Source organism: Pseudobutyrivibrio sp. (genome assembly GCF_015057185.1).
GTDB lineage: Bacteria > Bacillota > Clostridia > Lachnospirales > Lachnospiraceae > Pseudobutyrivibrio.
The window spans coordinates 1-16,710 of the sequence record NZ_SVEV01000037.1; the positions used below are offsets into that span (position 1 = coordinate 1).

Annotated in this window: 18 protein-coding genes; 13 read left to right on the plus strand and 5 right to left on the minus strand. The window is 39.9% G+C overall.

The window, feature by feature from the left end:
• Positions 1-78: 78 nt before the first annotated feature.
• On the minus strand, positions 79-447 hold the full coding sequence (locus E7276_RS13105) for a desulfoferrodoxin family protein (protein WP_294218463.1): 369 nt from the start codon (positions 445-447) through the stop codon (positions 79-81).
• 205 nt (positions 448-652) lie between these two features.
• Between E7276_RS13105 and E7276_RS13110 the strand changes: the two genes are divergently transcribed.
• The 13 genes from E7276_RS13110 (at position 653) to recN (ending at position 12,775) form a co-directional block, all read left to right on the plus strand.
• Positions 653-2,260 carry a spermidine synthase gene (locus E7276_RS13110; RefSeq protein WP_330599012.1) on the plus strand — a complete coding sequence of 536 codons (1,608 nt, stop codon included), beginning with the start codon at positions 653-655 and terminating at the stop codon, positions 2,258-2,260.
• Between the two features lie 14 nt (positions 2,261-2,274).
• Positions 2,275-3,033, plus strand: a complete 759-nt coding sequence (locus E7276_RS13115) for an SDR family NAD(P)-dependent oxidoreductase (RefSeq protein ID WP_294218466.1) — start codon at positions 2,275-2,277, stop codon at positions 3,031-3,033.
• Positions 3,034-3,039: 6 nt separating this feature from the next.
• Complete coding sequence (gene surE / locus E7276_RS13120) at positions 3,040-3,756, plus strand: 5'/3'-nucleotidase SurE (RefSeq protein WP_294218469.1); 717 nt, start codon at positions 3,040-3,042, stop codon at positions 3,754-3,756.
• Between the two features lie 59 nt (positions 3,757-3,815).
• The gene (locus E7276_RS13125) at positions 3,816-4,196 is read left to right on the plus strand and encodes an Asp23/Gls24 family envelope stress response protein (protein ID WP_294218471.1); all 381 of its coding nucleotides are present in this window, start codon (positions 3,816-3,818) and stop codon (positions 4,194-4,196) included.
• A gap of 110 nt (positions 4,197-4,306) precedes the next feature.
• The gene (gene nusB / locus E7276_RS13130) at positions 4,307-4,729 is read left to right on the plus strand and encodes a transcription antitermination factor NusB (protein WP_294218473.1); all 423 of its coding nucleotides are present in this window, start codon (positions 4,307-4,309) and stop codon (positions 4,727-4,729) included.
• On the plus strand, positions 4,729-5,931 hold the full coding sequence (gene xseA, locus E7276_RS13135; protein ID WP_294218474.1) for an exodeoxyribonuclease VII large subunit: 1,203 nt from the start codon (positions 4,729-4,731) through the stop codon (positions 5,929-5,931). Before nusB ends, xseA begins: the two co-directional genes overlap by 1 nt.
• Before the next feature lie 21 nt (positions 5,932-5,952).
• On the plus strand, positions 5,953-6,177 hold the full coding sequence (gene xseB, locus E7276_RS13140; RefSeq protein WP_294218477.1) for an exodeoxyribonuclease VII small subunit: 225 nt from the start codon (positions 5,953-5,955) through the stop codon (positions 6,175-6,177).
• A 2-nt stretch (positions 6,178-6,179) separates the two neighbouring features.
• Positions 6,180-7,076 carry a polyprenyl synthetase family protein gene (locus E7276_RS13145; protein WP_294218479.1) on the plus strand — a complete coding sequence of 299 codons (897 nt, stop codon included), beginning with the start codon at positions 6,180-6,182 and terminating at the stop codon, positions 7,074-7,076.
• A gap of 8 nt (positions 7,077-7,084) precedes the next feature.
• Positions 7,085-8,938 (plus strand): 1-deoxy-D-xylulose-5-phosphate synthase, encoded by a 1,854-nt coding sequence (gene dxs / locus E7276_RS13150; RefSeq protein WP_294218482.1) that lies wholly within the window; start codon positions 7,085-7,087, stop codon positions 8,936-8,938.
• 8 nt (positions 8,939-8,946) lie between these two features.
• A complete protein-coding gene (locus E7276_RS13155) occupies positions 8,947-9,744 on the plus strand; it encodes a TlyA family RNA methyltransferase (protein WP_294218485.1) in 798 nt (265 codons plus the stop codon).
• Positions 9,744-10,589: an NAD(+)/NADH kinase gene (locus tag E7276_RS13160; RefSeq protein ID WP_294218487.1), complete on the plus strand. Its 846-nt coding sequence runs from the start codon at positions 9,744-9,746 to the stop codon at positions 10,587-10,589. Before E7276_RS13155 ends, E7276_RS13160 begins: the two co-directional genes overlap by 1 nt.
• The gene (gene argR / locus E7276_RS13165; protein ID WP_294218489.1) at positions 10,590-11,051 is read left to right on the plus strand and encodes an arginine repressor; all 462 of its coding nucleotides are present in this window, start codon (positions 10,590-10,592) and stop codon (positions 11,049-11,051) included.
• A 47-nt stretch (positions 11,052-11,098) separates the two neighbouring features.
• The gene (gene recN, locus E7276_RS13170) at positions 11,099-12,775 is read left to right on the plus strand and encodes a DNA repair protein RecN (protein ID WP_294218491.1); all 1,677 of its coding nucleotides are present in this window, start codon (positions 11,099-11,101) and stop codon (positions 12,773-12,775) included.
• A 157-nt stretch (positions 12,776-12,932) separates the two neighbouring features.
• On the opposite strand, the gene E7276_RS13175 is transcribed toward recN, so the two are convergent.
• Genes E7276_RS13175 through E7276_RS13190 form a run of 4 tightly spaced genes read right to left on the minus strand, consistent with a single transcriptional unit; the run spans position 12,933 to position 16,672 of the window.
• Positions 12,933-14,000 carry an ABC transporter substrate-binding protein gene (locus E7276_RS13175; RefSeq protein WP_294218494.1) on the minus strand — a complete coding sequence of 356 codons (1,068 nt, stop codon included), beginning with the start codon at positions 13,998-14,000 and terminating at the stop codon, positions 12,933-12,935.
• Positions 14,000-14,788, minus strand: coding sequence for an ABC transporter permease (locus tag E7276_RS13180; RefSeq protein ID WP_294218496.1), 789 nt, complete (start codon positions 14,786-14,788; stop codon positions 14,000-14,002). The genes E7276_RS13175 and E7276_RS13180 overlap by 1 nt, the downstream gene beginning before the upstream one ends.
• Positions 14,785-15,612 carry an ABC transporter permease gene (locus tag E7276_RS13185; RefSeq protein WP_294218498.1) on the minus strand — a complete coding sequence of 276 codons (828 nt, stop codon included), beginning with the start codon at positions 15,610-15,612 and terminating at the stop codon, positions 14,785-14,787. The genes E7276_RS13180 and E7276_RS13185 overlap by 4 nt, the downstream gene beginning before the upstream one ends.
• Entirely contained in the window at positions 15,605-16,672 is a 1,068-nt protein-coding gene (locus tag E7276_RS13190; RefSeq protein WP_294218500.1) for an ABC transporter ATP-binding protein, read from the minus strand. Before E7276_RS13190 ends, E7276_RS13185 begins: the two co-directional genes overlap by 8 nt.
• Between the last annotated feature and the right edge of the window lie 38 nt (positions 16,673-16,710).

The window sequence follows — 16,710 nt, forward strand, 5'->3', positions numbered from 1 at the left end:
GTCTTTAGACTCCAGTGCCGGTAACAAGCCCTTATAGGGCTAGAACAAACCACCGGCTAAGCCGGTGGTTTTGATTAATTAAGATTTCCATAAACCGTGGAGATTGCAATAAGCATAGGCTGCAACTACTTCATCATCATCGGTTAACATGAACTCGGCACATGGCTTTGCGCCAGGCTCTAAAACCTTTCTCTGAGCACCCTGTTTTGTCTCAAGAGCAATCCACTCGATGAAATGCTCAGGAGCCATTGGATGTTCTACAGAACCAACAGTAACAGTAACCTTGTTGCCTTCTACTGTGCAAACAGGTACGTGCTTCTCAACAGCGCCGTCTGATGTGCCAGGGACAAGCTCTGTCATTTTTTGTCCACAGCATGTCATAGGAGCGCCAGATTCTTTGACCATGCCTACGAAGTTTCCGCAAACTTTACAAACAAAAAATTTCATAAAAACCTCCTTTTACATAAATGTAAACCCCAATTAAATTACAAATACATACATGTATTTTACCATAGCAATATTGGTAAAACTACAATTTCATATTTTCTTTAAAATTATTGCTAGCAGGCTATTTGTGGCCCCATTTTGAGTTGTTTAATTCAGGTAACTAGTTTAATATTATTACAGCACAAAACATTGGGGGATAATGTATATGAGACCGATACTTAAAAATAAGTTGTATCTCTATTTGACAGAATTTTTCGCGGGAATGTCTGTCATGGCAGTGGAGTTGGGGGCTAGCAGATTGCTAGCGCCATATTTTAGTTCGTCACAGATTGTTTGGACTATAATTATCGGAACAATTATGATTGCAATGGCACTTGGAAATTTATATGGTGGCAGAGCAGCTGACAAGGATCCTAACCCTGACAAGCTCTACAGTAGGATAATTATAGCGGCAGTTTGGATCGCCGCCATTCCTGTTGTTGGGAAATATATAATTATCGGTATTTCGGCTCTATTGATTTTTACCGTCAGCAATAATTTCTTAGTTATCGCAGGCTTTGTTGCCTGTATGGTAATATTCGTATTTCCGTTATTTTTACTTGGAACAGTGACACCTTCCTTGGTGAAATTTTCCGTGGACAGCCTAGATGACAGCGGAAGCGTAGTTGGTAAGCTTAATGCCAGCAACACCATTGGAAGTATAATCGGTACCTTTGTTCCAACATTTATTAGTATTCCAGCTGTTGGTACCGCAGTTTCGTTTCTGATCTTTGCAGGCATATTATTGCTGCTTTGTATTGTCTATTTCATTAGTCCAACAGTAAATTTTATGGAGGTCAAGAAGGTTCATTTTAGCATTGTGCTATTTATAGTCTGCTGTCTTCTTGGCCACGATAATAGCTTTGCTTTTTGGCAGACTGACCTTACTTATGAGGGAGAATCCATCTACAATTATTTACAGGTAAAGGAAAATGATAATCAGGTGATTCTTTCTACCAACGTTTTATTTGGTACGCAATCTGTTTATCAGAAGGAAAAGGGGCCTACAGGATTTTACTATGACCATGCCATGGCTGCAGTTTATATGGGAGCAAAATCCGATTCTCAGGAGCCTACCAAAATACTAGTTTTAGGAAATGGTTCCGGAACTTATGCCACTCAGTGCAAACGATACTTCGATAATGTAGAAGTTACTGGTGTGGAAATTGACCAGAAAATCACGGATTTGGCTCACGAATATTTTTCATTGCCAGAGGATGTTCCGGTGGTGACCTACGATGGGCGCGCTTATTTGAATGTTATTGATGAAAAATACGACGTGATTATGGTGGATGCATATCAGGACATAACAATTCCATTTCAGATGTCTAGCGTGGAGTTTTTTACTCTTGTAAAGGAGCATCTAACTGACAATGGAGTGATGGTGGTCAACCTCAACATGCGAAGCGACAAGGCTGACAATATTAACTATTATATTGCAGACACCATTGGACAGGTTTTTCCAAACATCATGACTTCAAATGTTCAGGGAAATACAAATAGGATTCTCTATGCCAGCATGAATGATGACATGATAGCTAAATTAAACGCAGGTGTGGAATCAGAACAGGATGAGGATTTGCTGTACATGATGTCAAAGGTACAGCAGAACATTGTATCCTATGAGCCGGGAAATTTGATTTTGACAGACGACAAAGCACCGGTTGAATTGCTGGGGATGGAAATAATTGATGAACTCATAACAAATGAAGTAGAATATTATAAGAGAATATACAAGGAAGAGGGCTTAGAAGGCCTACTAACTTTAATTTAAATAAAGGTGAGAATATGAAAACAGCATTGATTACAGGAGCAACTTCTGGTATTGGAAAGGAGTTCGCTTTACAATTGGCAAACAGAGGATATCGATTAATCATTTGCGGCAGACGCGTGGAGAGATTAGAAGAGTTGAAATCTCAGGTGTCTGTTCCTGTGGAGATTATCCAGGTGGACCTTAGCAAGAAAAAGGAATGCTTCGGCCTTATTGAGCAGTTAAAAGAAGAGAATATTGATGTTTTTATAAATAATGCAGGCTTTGGTTTGGCAGGCTCATTTTTAGAGACAGACATTAAAAGAGAAGTATCAATGATAAAGGTAAATGATGTGGCTATGCATATTTTGTTTAAAGGGATGCTTCAAAATATGCAGGAGGCTGGCGAGGGACACATTATTAATGTGGCGTCATCGGCAGGACTATTGCCTGGGGGACCTTATATGGCAGGCTATTATGCTTCAAAGGCCTACATGGTGAGTTTGACTCGTGCTGTGGCCGTAGAATTAAAGGAAATTGGCAGCAAGGTTAGAGTTAGCGCTTTGTGTCCAGGACCTGTTGATACTGAGTTTAATGAGAATGCCGACGTTGTTTTTGCATTAAAGGGCATCAGCGCAAAGCAATGTGTAACCGAGGCTTTAAAGGGCATGGATAGAAATAAATTGATTATTGTACCTTCATTTAGAATGAAGCTGGCAACAACATTTTCTCATTTAGTTCCATATCCAATTCTCGTAAAGCTAACTGGAAGACAGCAAAAGAAAAAGTTAGGATAATGTGTTATGAATATTTTGATTACAAATGATGATGGAATAGAGTCAGATGGAATAATCAGACTGGCTAGAGCAGCCAAAGAATTTGGCAACGTTTGGGTGGTAGCACCTGAAAGCCAAAGAAGTGCTGCCAGCCACAGCATTAGCTTGCACAATCCAATTTCAGTTTATCCATGTGAGGATTTTTCTGTGGATGGGGTTCATGCTTATTATTGCAGCGGGACTCCTGGAGATTGTGTACGTGTGGGTTCTCTAAGTGTTATGCCTAAGCGTCCTGAGGTGGTTTTGTCAGGTATCAATTTTGGCTACAACGTGGCCAGCGATATCCAATATTCCGCCACAGCAGGAGCAGCTTTCGAGGCAGCATTTCAAGGTTATCACGCAATTGCCTTGTCAGAGGGCTGCCGCAATCATTCCGTAACTGACAAATACGTAAAACAAATTCTAAAGAAATTACTTTCAGAGCCACTTCCGGAGGGACACATTCACAACGTGAATTTTCCAGACTGCGAGCTAGGAGATTGCAAGGGTATTCTCTACGACAGAGCTGTTTCTAAGGGAATGTTTTACAAGGATCACTATAATGTAGTAGAGGAGCTAGAAAATGGCGGAGCCCTCTACATGGTAGAAGGCGTTTACACACCGGAGGCTGAGGATGGAACTGATTACTCAGCAATTCTTAATAACTATGTTTCTGTAGGTGTGGTAAATAATATAGGTTATTGATAGATACAAACCGTTTTGATATAATTATTCTAGTTTTTCTATGATTTTAGGAGGCAGATATGGCAGAAAACAAGAATTTTGTTATAAATGTTAAAGGCTCTGACGGAGTTAATATTTCTGAGGAGGTTGTTGGTATCATCGCTGGACTTGGTGCAGTAGAGGTAGATGGCGTTGATTCATTAGCTGGCAATCTTACAGCAGAGACTATTTCAAAGGCTGGCGCAGGCAAGCTTGCAAAGGCTATAAAGGTTGTTGACAATGATCCTGGCAAAATCATCATTAGATTAGCTATCAATATGAAGTATGGCTACGAGATTCCAAAGGTATCTGGTCAGGTTCAGGAGAAAGTTAAGCAGGCTGTTGAGACTATGACAGGACTTGAGGTTACTTCAGTAGATATTCGTATCGCTACTGTTAGTGTTACATCTACTAATAACTAGTCAGCCGTTATTTATTTTTTATGCAAAATAATGTATAATTATGGGGTGCTATTTTGGAATAGCACCCTATATTAGTCTTTAAAATCCATATTTTTTTAGGAGTATAATAAATGAATAGACATGAAATTAGAAAAGAAGTTTTCAAGGCAGTTTTCATGAATGAATTTCATGACACCGAGGAAATGGATAATGTGATTTGCACATTCTTAGCAGGCCGTGATGGAGCTGAGGAAGAAGACCTTGCAAAGAATAACAAATCAGAAGAGGACGAAGCTTACATCAAATCAAAGTCAGAGGACATTATTTCAAAGCTTCAGGAAATCGACGAAATGATTAACAAATCTGTTGATGGCTGGAAAACTACTCGTATGGCAAAGGTAGATTTGACACTTATCCGTTTAGCTTTGTATGAAATCAAGTTTGAGAATATTCCTGTTGGTGTTGCCATCAATGAAGCAGTTTCTTTGGCTGACGAATTTGGTACAGACAGCTCAGCTGGTTTTGTTAACGGTGCTCTTGCGAAGCTTGTATAATGAACAAAAATGTTTATAGCGTATCAGAAGTAAATACATACATCGAGCGAATGTTCAAGGATGATTTTATGCTTGGAAACCTTTCCCTTACCGGAGAGGTTTCCAATTGTAAATATAATCATACTGGGCATATTTATTTTACCCTTAAGGACGAGAATTCCGCTATTTCTTGCGCTATGTGGGCTAGCAAGAGATACAAAGGTCTGAAATTCCAAATGAAGGACGGTGACAAAGTCGTTGTTACTGGCTCCGTTGGAATCTACACCAAAACAGGTTCTTATCAGGTGTACGCTAATGAAATTGAGTTGGCTGGTGTAGGCGATTTGTACCAGAGATTCGAGGCACTAAAGCTCGAGCTAGAGGAAAAGGGCATGTTTGACCCTATGTACAAAAAGCCTCTTCCTACTCACGCTATGAAAATAGGTGTTGTTACAGCCTCAACAGGTGCGGCTGTTCACGACATTATTCGAGTATCCAAAACTAGGAATCCTTATGTTCAGATTATCCTTTACCCAGCTCAGGTTCAGGGTGAGGCAGCTGCTCCTTCCATAGTTGAGGGTATACAGCAGCTTGATGCCATGGGGCTTGATGTAATCATAGTTGGTAGAGGCGGTGGTTCCATCGAGGACTTGTGGGCCTTCAATGAGGAAATCGTTGCAAGAGCTATTTTTAATGCACTGACACCTATTATCTCTGCAGTTGGTCACGAGACGGATTTTACCATTGCAGATTTTGTGGCGGACAGGAGAGCGGCTACACCTTCACAGGCAGCAGAGTATGCTAACTTTGTTTTTGATGATTTCATTAATCAATTAGATAGATATTCTGACAAACTTAACAGAGCCTTCGATTACAAGCTTGATTATGTTTCTGAGCGAATTAACAATTTGCGCTTACGATTACAGTTACTTCGTCCAGAAAACAAAATCAAAGCAAACGAAGAGCGTTTGGCCCAGCTTACAATTAGACTTAAAAATCTAATGCAGGCCAAAATTGATAGATATGAAAATAGATTGATATCTATTTCCGGACGACTTGATGGTCTTTCACCAGCAAAAAAGCTAGCTTCTGGATTTGGTTACATGACAGATGCTACAGGCAGTCCTGTTGATACTATCAAACAAATTAAAATCGGTGATGATATTACAGTTCGCATGAAGGATGGCACGTTCGTTAGCCAGATTACCGACATTTTAGAATAGAATCCACCATAGGAGCAGGTTATGGCAGAAAACAAAGAAAACACAATCGAAGAGAGCTTTGAAGCAATCGAAGAAATTATCACGAAGCTTGAGTCAGGGGATATTTCACTAGATGATTCATTTGCTTTATACAAGGTAGGAATGGAAGAGCTTAAAAATGCCAATGCCAAAATTGACCAGACAAAAAAGGCAGTTATGGCCATCAATAAAGATGGTAGTTTAGATGTTTTTGAAGGAGATGAGTAGCGATGGATATTAAGAATGAACTTGCTGTCAGAGCAGAGTCTGCAGAGGACGTTGTTTGCAGATTTTTACCGGATGTTGAGGGCTTCCAGGGCATGATATTTGATGCCATGGTGTACAGCGTAACCGCTGGAGGTAAACGACTTCGTCCGATTCTTATGAACGAGACTTATGTCATGTTTGGTGGCAACACTGAGGTGATAGAGCCTTTTATGGCAGCCATAGAGATGATTCATACATATTCTCTTGTGCATGATGATTTGCCTGCCATGGACAACGACATGCTCAGACGTGGTAAACCAACTACCCACGTTGCTTATGGCGAGGCAATGGGAGTTCTCACCGGCGATGCACTTTTGAATTACGCTTTTGAGACAGCACTTGATGCTTACGATGCCCCAAATGCTGATCCTTCTACCATCACCACAGCCATAAGAATACTTGCCAGAAAAGCTGGCGTATTTGGTATGATTGGCGGCCAGGTAGTTGATGTAGAGGCTGAGAAAAAGCAGATGGAAGTCACAGAAGATATGCTTCATTTCATCTACGAGCTTAAGACTGGCGCATTGATTGAGGCTTCCATGATGATAGGCGCTGCACTTGCTGGTGCCAGTGAGGAAGAAATCGAACAGATTGAATCTGTTGCATCTAAAATCGGCATGGCTTTCCAGATTCAGGATGACATTCTTGATGTAGAAGGCGATGAGGCAGTACTTGGCAAGCCTGTTGGCTCCGACGAAAGAAATCACAAGGTTACATATGTCACCTTTGCTGGTATAGATAAATCAAAACAAGAGGTAAAACGTCTTACTGACGAGGCTATTAACGAATTAAACTCTATTCCATACAAAAACGAATTTTTGGTAGAGCTTCTTAATTACCTTGTTTACAGAGACAACTAGGAAGAGATATGGTTCTTGAGATAATAAAGCAACCAAATGATATAAAGAATTTAACTGATGAAGAGCTAAAGCAGCTACCTTCTGAGATTAGAGAATTTTTAATTGATCACTTGTCTAAAACAGGTGGTCATTTAGCATCTAATTTAGGTACTGTTGAGCTTACAATGGCTCTTCATTTACTACTTGATTTGCCAAAGGATAAGCTTGTTTGGGACGTAGGTCATCAGGCTTACACACACAAGATTCTCACTGGCAGAGCAGACGAGTTCGATCATTTGAGACAATATGGTGGCATCAGTGGTTTCCCAAAACGTGAAGAGAGCGACTGCGACAGCTTTGATACAGGACATAGTTCTACTTCACTTTCTGCAGCTTTAGGATATTGCATGGCTAGAGATTTGCAGGGTGAGGATTACAAAGTTGTTGCTGTTATCGGTGATGGTGCTCTTACAGGTGGACTTGCATATGAGGCCTTAAACAATGCATCACGACTTAAAAAATCAAATTTCCTTATTGTTTTAAATGATAACGAAATGTCTATTTCTAAAAATGTAGGCGGTATGTCTACTAACTTAGAGAGACTTAGAACTAGTTCGAAGTATTTAGGACTTAAAAATAATGTTCTTTCATCCTTAGAGTCTTGGCCTAACGGAGAGAGAATCATTCGTAAAATCCGCAGCACCAAAAACGGAATCAAATCATTAATGGTTCCTAATATGGTTTTTGAGGATTTGGGAATCATGTACTTGGGACCTGTTGATGGTCACAATGTAAAGGCCATGGTGGATACCTTCAAAATGGCAATGAACATTAGCGGACCTGTTATTGTTCACGTTATTACCAAAAAGGGAAATGGCTACGAGCCAGCCGAGAGACATCCATCACGTTTCCACGGTACAGATATTTTTGAAATTGAGACAGGATTACCACAGCGCAGCAATAATCCGGGATACACTGATGTTTTCTCTACTGTTATGAGAAAAATGGGAGATAGAAATCCTGAGGTTGTTGCCATTACAGCTGCTATGGCAGAGGGAGCAGGATTAAAACGATTCCGAAATATGTTCCCTGATAGATTCTTTGACGTAGGTATCGCCGAAGAGCACGCAGTGACTTTCGCTGCGGGACTTGCACTTGGTGGTAGAGTTCCAGTGTTTGCTGTTTACTCATCATTTTTACAGCGAGCTTATGATCAGATACTTGAGGATGTTTGTTTGCAGAATCTTCATGTGATATTTGCCATAGATAGAGCAGGACTTGTTGGTGCAGATGGAAGTACACATCAGGGTATTTTTGATGTTTCCTTCCTTACAGCTATGCCAAATATGACAGTTATGGCTCCAAAGAACAAATGGGAGCTTTCTGATATGATGAAGTTTGCCGTAGCTTATGATGGACCGATTGCCATTAGATACCCTAGAGGTGAGGCATATTGCGGTCTCAAGGAGCACAGAGCAGAAATTGAGCTTGGCAAAGCAGAAGAAATCAAACCAGGTAAAAAGGTTATGCTTTTAGCCCTTGGTTCTATGGTTAAAAAGGCCGAAGAGGTTGAGGCACAGCTACAGCAGCACGGTATAGATGCTGGTATCTGCAATGCCAGATTTGCAAAGCCATTAGACGAGACTTATCTAAATAGCCTTATTAATGATTATGATTTGATTGTCACCATGGAAGAAAATGTTCTTACTGGTGGCTTTGGACAGCAGGTTCAGACATACCTTGTGGACCAGGGCTACAAAGGCAAGGTTCTCAAAATTGCTGTTCCTGATGAATTTGTTCAGCATGGCAGTGTTACATTATTGTTCAAGGAATTAAGAATGGACGCTGATTCAATCACTGAACGTATTTTAGAAGTATTATAGGAAGAAAAATGAAAGAAAGACTTGATATTGTATTAGTAGATAGAGGTTTTGCCCCATCTAGAGAAAAAGCAAAAACTATGATTATGGAAGGCAATGTTTTCGTAAAAGGCAATCGCGAAGACAAAGCCGGCACCAAAATAGATGTTGATGCAGATATTGAAATTCACGGTCAGCAGCTTAAATATGTTAGCCGTGGCGGATTAAAGCTTGAAAAGGCTATGACCCATTTTGATATTTCTCTTGATGGCAAGGTTTGTATGGACATAGGCGCTTCTACAGGCGGTTTCACAGATTGCATGCTTCAAAATGGCGCTGTGAAGGTTTTCTCTGTTGATGTTGGTTATGGTCAGTTTGCCTGGAAGCTTCGTCAGGATCCACGAGTTGTCTGCATGGAGAAAACTAACATCCGTTATGTGACTCCAGAGGACATAGGAGAGAAACTTGATTTCGCATCAGTAGATGTTTCATTTATCAGTCTGACAAAGGTCCTTGGTCCTGCTAAGGCACTTTTGGCTGAGGACGCCGAGATGGTGTGCCTCATCAAACCACAATTTGAAGCAGGCAGAGAAAAGGTTGGTAAAAAAGGCGTTGTTCGTGATCCAAAGGTTCACGAGGAAGTTATTAATACAATCATAGATTTCGTTAAAGAGATTGGTTTTTATGTTCTTCATTTGGAGTTTTCTCCAATCAAAGGACCAGAAGGTAATATTGAATACTTGATACATATTTCTACACTAGATAAACAGGGGGAAGCTATTGATGTTGCTGCAACTGTGGCAGCGGCTCACGGCAGCTTAGACAAATAATGAAAAACTTTTTAATTGTAGCAAGGTCATTTAGCGATTTACATGAAAAATACATCAACATAATCAGGGACTACATCAAAGCACACGGTGGCATGTGCGTTCTTGATTTGGACACTTGCCCTGATAGCTCAGAGGCGGTTGTTTCTGTTGATGATAATATTGAATGCATTATCACTGTTGGTGGCGATGGCACAGTAGTACGAGTTGCCCAAAACGTCACTAATCGCAAGGTTCCTATTGTTGGTCTGAATTGTGGTCATCTAGGATACCTTTGTGATATGACAGTAGAAAATGTGGAGCATTGCCTAGATCAGCTTCTTAATGATAATTACAAAATTGACGAGAGAATGATGTTAGAGGGTGCATGCTCAAATGACCCAGCAAACAATTTTAGAGCTTTAAATGATATTGTTGTTGCATCAGAAGCCTCTGGCTTGTATGTGCTTAATACAACAGTCAAAGTTAACGGAATACAGCTTTATTCCCACAATTGCGATGGATTAATAGTTTCTACACCGACAGGTTCAACTGCTTACAATTTGTCAGCAAATGGACCAATTGTCAGCCCACATGCTAACTGCATAATTCTTACTCCTATTAATCCACATACACTTAACTCCAGAAGTATTATATTGCCATCATCTGATGTGGTAGAGGTTTCCATTTCTGCTAGACATGAGGATGATGAGCCTCATGCAAATATTATTTATGATGGTACATTTAAACAGACTTTAAATAAAGGTGATGTTTTAAAAATATATCGTTCTAATACAACTACTCATATGGCGATGCTTGAAAATGTAAATTTCTTGGAACGAATCAGAGTGAGAATGCAGGAGATTTAGATGAAAATTGAGAGACAAACAAAAATATTAGAGTTGATAGTTAAAAACGAGATTGGGACCCAAGAGGAGCTTACAGCAAAACTAGAAGAAGCTGGATTTAATGCTACTCAGGCTACTGTTTCTCGTGATATTAGAGAGATGAAGCTTACAAAGGTTGCTGATGCAAATGGCAAGCTTCGTTATGTTGCATTCAAGTCAACAGAAGACGACATGAATGAGAAATATATTCGTATTTTCCTAGACGGATTTATGTCTATGGACAATGCTGGAAATATATTAGTTATTAAAACTGTTTCAGGTATGGCAATGGCTGTGGCGGCAGCTCTTGATCACATGGATTTTCCTGAAATAGTTGGTTCTATCGCAGGTGATGATGCCATTATGTGTGCAGTTAGAACCATCGATGATACAGTACTTCTTATGGGGAAATTAAAGAAGATTATTGATGGGACTGATTATTAGAGGTCAGCCAAAGTCGTATACAAGTAGGCGTAGAAAAGGAGAATAATATGCTTGCTAGCTTGCATGTAAAAAATTTAGCGCTTATTGATGAAGAAGAGATTATTTTTTCTAAAGGACTCAATATCCTTTCGGGAGAAACAGGAGCGGGTAAATCTATAATCCTAGGTGCCCTTCACCTTAGCTTAGGAGACAAGGCATCAAAGGATTTCTTGAGAGATTCTGACTCAGAGGCTTTCGTAGAAGCTGTTTATTTGATTAATGATGAGAAAACAAAAGAGGCTCTTAGAGCTCTTGATGTGGAACCTTATGATGATGAGGTTATCATGAGCCGCAAAATCACAGAGTCTCGCAGTGTTGGTAAAATAAACGGCGAACAGGTTCCAGCCTCAAAGCTAAAAGAAGTAGGAGACATTCTACTTGATATTTACGGTCAAAAGGAACATCAATCTCTACTTAATACTCACAAGCATATGGAGTTCTTGGATGAGTTTGCCAAGGATGAAATTGGAGATTTAAAGGAAAAGGTTTCTGATAGCTACAAAAAATACAAAGAGCTTTTGAAGGAGCTGGATGAGGCAAAGCAAAGTGATATTTCCAAGGAACGTGAGATTATTCTATTAGATCACGAGATAAATGAAATTGAAGCTGCTAATTTAAAGCCTGGTGAGGACGAAGAGCTAGAGGATGAATACCGTCGACTTTCAAATTTTAGCAAGACTATGGAGTCATTCGGTCGTGCACACGAGGCAATGGCAGGAGATGGTGGTGCGTCTGATGCAATCAGCGCAGCTATTTCTGATTTGAGACATATCGAAGGTATTGACGAGCGTGCCTCAGAATTCCTCTCAATGCTTAATGATGCAGACAGTATTATCTCTGATTTCAATCGAGAATTGTCTAGCTATATGTCAGATGCTTCATTTGACGCCGGTAGATTTAACGAGGTGGAGATTCGACTTAATGAGATTAACCGCCTCAAGGATAAATATGGTCAGACTATCGAACTGATTCTTGAGGAATTGGCAAAGCGCCAAGCTAAAAAGGAAAAATTTGAATCCTTTGATTTGTATTTAAGTGAGCTTAAATCAAAGGTTGCAGAGGCTACAAAGGAGCTTCAGGAGCTTAGCGATAAGCTTTCTGATATTAGAAGAAAAGCTGCAAAGGTTCTTTCTAAAAAGATGCAGGAAGCTATGAGCGATTTGAACTTCCTTAATACAGAGTTTGATGTAGAGCTAAAAAGATTAGACCATTTCACAGAAAATGGTGTAGATGAAGGCCAGTTTGTTATTTGTACAAACCCAGGAGAGCCACTTAGACCACTAAAGGACATTGCTTCTGGCGGTGAGATGAGCAGAATTATGCTTGCCATCAAAACTGTACTAGCTTCAGGCGGCGGAATAGATACGCTTATTTTTGATGAGATTGATGCAGGTATTTCTGGCCGTACTGCTCAGGCTGTTTCAGAAAAGCTTTCTACAGTTGCAAACGGTCATCAGGTAATATGTATTACTCATTTGCCTCAGATTGCTGCAATGGCTGATACTCATTTCCTCATTGAAAAGAATGTAGAGAATGGACATACAATTTCTGGAATCAAAAAGCTTCATGCAGACGAAACTATACCGGAGCTTGCTCGTATGCTTGGTGGTGCACAAATCACCGACGCTGTTATGGAAAACGCAAGAGAGATGCGTCAGCTAGCGTTGGATTATAAAAGTAAATAAGTGGTATAAAAGTAAATAGATAGAATAAAAGAAGAGCCAAGTTGTAGGCATCAAGCTCTAATAATTCTCAAGCGAAGCATTTTAGCTGAGCGGAGAATTCATTAGGCTTGTAGCCGTAACAATTTGGCTCTTGTTATGTAACCGGCTCTTTGTAATTCTAGTATGCTTTTAGTTTTTTCCAAAGTGTAGTGGTGTAGTCTAAAGTCTCATTATCATATGCTTCGTATAATTTGCATCGGTCCAATGTTTCTTTAGAAGGAAAGACAGTTTCATCTGCAAGAGTTTCTTCGTCTTCGTGGCTGGCTACCTTTGTATTAGGAGTAGCGTACCAAACATATTCGAAGTTCTCTGTAGCAGCTTCTTCCTCACACATGAAATCAATCCATTTCATAGCAGCATCGTAGTGCTTGCAGGTACGTGGGACGAACCATGAATCAATCCAAAGGTTACCGCCTTCCTTTGGTACGGTGTAGGCTAAATCCTCGTTGTATTCCATACCCATGGCAGCTTCACCGGAATAGCATACAGCCATAGCAGCGTCCTCAGAAATCATACATTCATAAGTTTCATCCTGAAGATACGCATATACGTATTTTTTCTCATCACAGAGGAGATTATAAGCGTCCTCCAATTCTTTCTGGTCAGTTGTGTTAATGTCATAGCCTAACTTTTCAAGAGCAACCATAAAGGCATCACGCTGTGAGTTAATCATGACAATCTGATTTTTGTATTCTGGGTCCCACAAGCTATCCCAAGAAGAAACAGTTTCTTCATCCACCATAGTGGTGTTGTAAAGAATACCTACAGTTCCATAGAAATAAGGCACTGTGTATTCGTGAGTAGGATCGAATGCTTCTGATGCCTCTACAATTGAAGGATCAATATTCTCATAGTTAGGAAGTGAACTGTAGTCGATAGGAATAAGCTCGCCCTCCAGACGCATTGTTTCAATCATGTAATCAGATGTGCAGATTACGTCGTAATTGATTGAGCCTGCCTTGTATTTGGCATACATATCTTCAACAGATTCGTATTCTTCGTATTTGACCTTGATACCAGTTTCTTCTTGAAAACGTTTTAAAACATCAGATTCAATATATTTACCGTAGTTCAAAACTACGAGAGTGTCTGAATTATCCGAATCGGAACCGCAGCCTGTAAAGCTAAGCATTGGTGTGATTCCTAGCACAAATATGCTAAGGAAGCTAATTAATTTCTTTTTCATTATTTTGCAACTGCCTCCTTTCTGTCTGAACCCTTAAAGTTTATTACTAGAAGGAGTACAAATGCTAACAAGAAAAGGATAGTAGATAAAGCGTAAAGCTCAGGCTGGATTCCTTTTCTAAGCTGTGTGTAAAGCATTGTTGAAAGTGTGTTTACACCGGCGCCCTTTGTGAAGTATGTGATAGTGAAATCATCAAGGGACATTGTAAGAGCCATTAAGAATCCTGATAAAACACCAGGGAAAATCTCTGGCCAAACAACTTTGCAAAATGCATACCAAGGTGTGGCACCTAAATCCATTGCAGCTTCAAAGCAAGCCTCTGACAAGGATTGTAATCTAGGAAGTACGTTAAAGATTACATATGGTACCGAAAATGCGATATGTGCAAGTACTACCGAAAACTCTCCAAGAGGAGTGAATCTGGTAAAAAGAAGCATAAGAGAAATACCTGTTACGATATCTGCATTTAAAAGTGGGATGTTTGTTGCTCCCAACATAATTGCTGCATGTCTTTTCTTCATATAGTGGATACCGATGGCAGCTGATGTACCAAGAATTGTAGCCAAAATAGAAGATGACAAAGTGATTTTGATTGTAGTGCCAAGGGCGCTCATAATGTCGTCGTTGGATGTGAGGTTGATGTACCATTTGAAAGTAAATCCACCCCAAACTGTACGGGACATTGAGTTGTTAAATGATAAAACAATAAGCACTATAATTGGTGCGTATAAAAACAAAAATACAAGTCCAAGATAGAGGTTGGAGAATCCCTTTTTAACTTTTGTCATACAAGCATACCTCCATTCTCGGAATCATCAATGCTGTTCATTATTCCCATTGAAAGTAAAACGAAAATCATGAGAATGATTGAAAGACCTGAACCAAGATTCCAGTTTCTGGCAAGGGTAAATTCCTGCTCGATAACATTACCAATAAGAAGAACTTTGCCGCCGCCTAATAAATTAGAAACAACGAATGATGATAACGCAGGAACAAATACCATAATGATGCCTGAAATGATTCCGTCTCTAGAGAGAGGAATTGTAATTTTGGTAAATGTAGTCCACCAATTGGCGCCTAAATCCGAAGCAGCCTCGATTACCTGGTCGTTGATTTTAGAAAGTGCATTATATATAGGTAAAATCATGTATGGCAAGAAATCGTAAACCATACCCAGCGTAACTGCTGCCTTAGTATAAAGGATGTGAATTGTAGGCAAGCCGAGAGTAGAAAGAATGCTATTTAAAATTCCGTTGTTGGAAAGGATGATCTGCCAAGCAAGGATGCGGAGCATGAAATTCATCCACATTGGAAGGATAAATAGAAATACTACAAAGCTTTTATTTGTAATTTTTAAGTTGTGTAATATAAGGGCTACAGGATAAGCGATAATAAGGCAAATCACTGTTGTGAAAAATGCCACCTTGATTGAAAGCCAAAGTGATTTCAGGTGAACTGGCTCTGCGATGGCTGTAAGGTTTTCGAATGTAAGGCTTCCTTCCTGAGTTGTTATTGCGTAACCTAAAATGTAGAAGAGTGGAAGTATTGTGCAAATCAATACCCAAAGAGCATAAGGCGCAGCAAGGAAGCTTGTTCTGAGTTTATTAAACATCTTCCTTTAATACCTCCTCGTCCTCTGATTCTGGTTTGTTCATGATTTGGATGTTGAATGGAATAACATTGAGGGATACCTTTTGACCAACCTCAAAGTATTTTGTTGTGTGAACAAGCCACTCGTATTCTCCACACTGAACGTCAAGCTCGTAATGTACGCCCTTGAACAAGCAATCAGTAATAACGCCGTCCATAAATCCCTTGCCAGGAGCGTCAAGCTCAACGTCCTCAGGACGGATAACAACGTCTACAGGCTTCATAGTACCGAATCCCTTATCAACACAAGGAACCTGAACCCCAAGGAATGAAACCAACTCATCCTTAATCATGATTCCTTCGATGATGTTAGTCTCACCGATGAAATCTGCTACGAATGCATTCTCAGGCTCGTTGTAAATGTCTTCTGGTGTACCAATCTGCTGAATGTAACCCTGGTTCATTACAACGATGGTATCTGACATAGTAAGAGCTTCTTCTTGATCGTGTGTTACATAAAGGAAAGTAATGCCAAGCTCCTGCTTGATTTTCATAAGCTCGTACTGCATGTTCTGACGAAGCTTAAGGTCTAGTGCTCCAAGTGGCTCATCTAAAAGAAGAACCTTTGGCTCGTTAACAATGGCACGAGCGATAGCGATACGTTGCTGCTGACCACCCGAAAGTGAGTCGATGGAACGTTTCTCAAATCCGTCAAGATTAACAAGCTTCAGAGCATATTTGATTTTATCTGCAATGTAATCTTTTGATTTTTTCTGAATGTTGAGACCAAAAGCGATATTTTCCTCGATTGTCATGTGTGGGAAAAGTGCATACTTTTGGAAAACGGTATTGATTGGTCTTAAGTTGGCTGGTAGAGCAGTGATATCGTTGCCATTAAGATAAATCTTACCTGAATCAGGTCGTTCGAAACCGCCTAAAAGTCTAAGTGTAGTGGTCTTGCCACAGCCTGATGGACCGAGAAGTGTCACGAAGGTGTTCTCTTTGATGTAGAGATCTAGTTCATCGAGAACAAGTTGTTTTTCATAGCTTTTTGACACGTGGTCGAATTGAATAAATTCCAATACTTTATCCTCCTTTTATACATTGGCATTATTCTAAT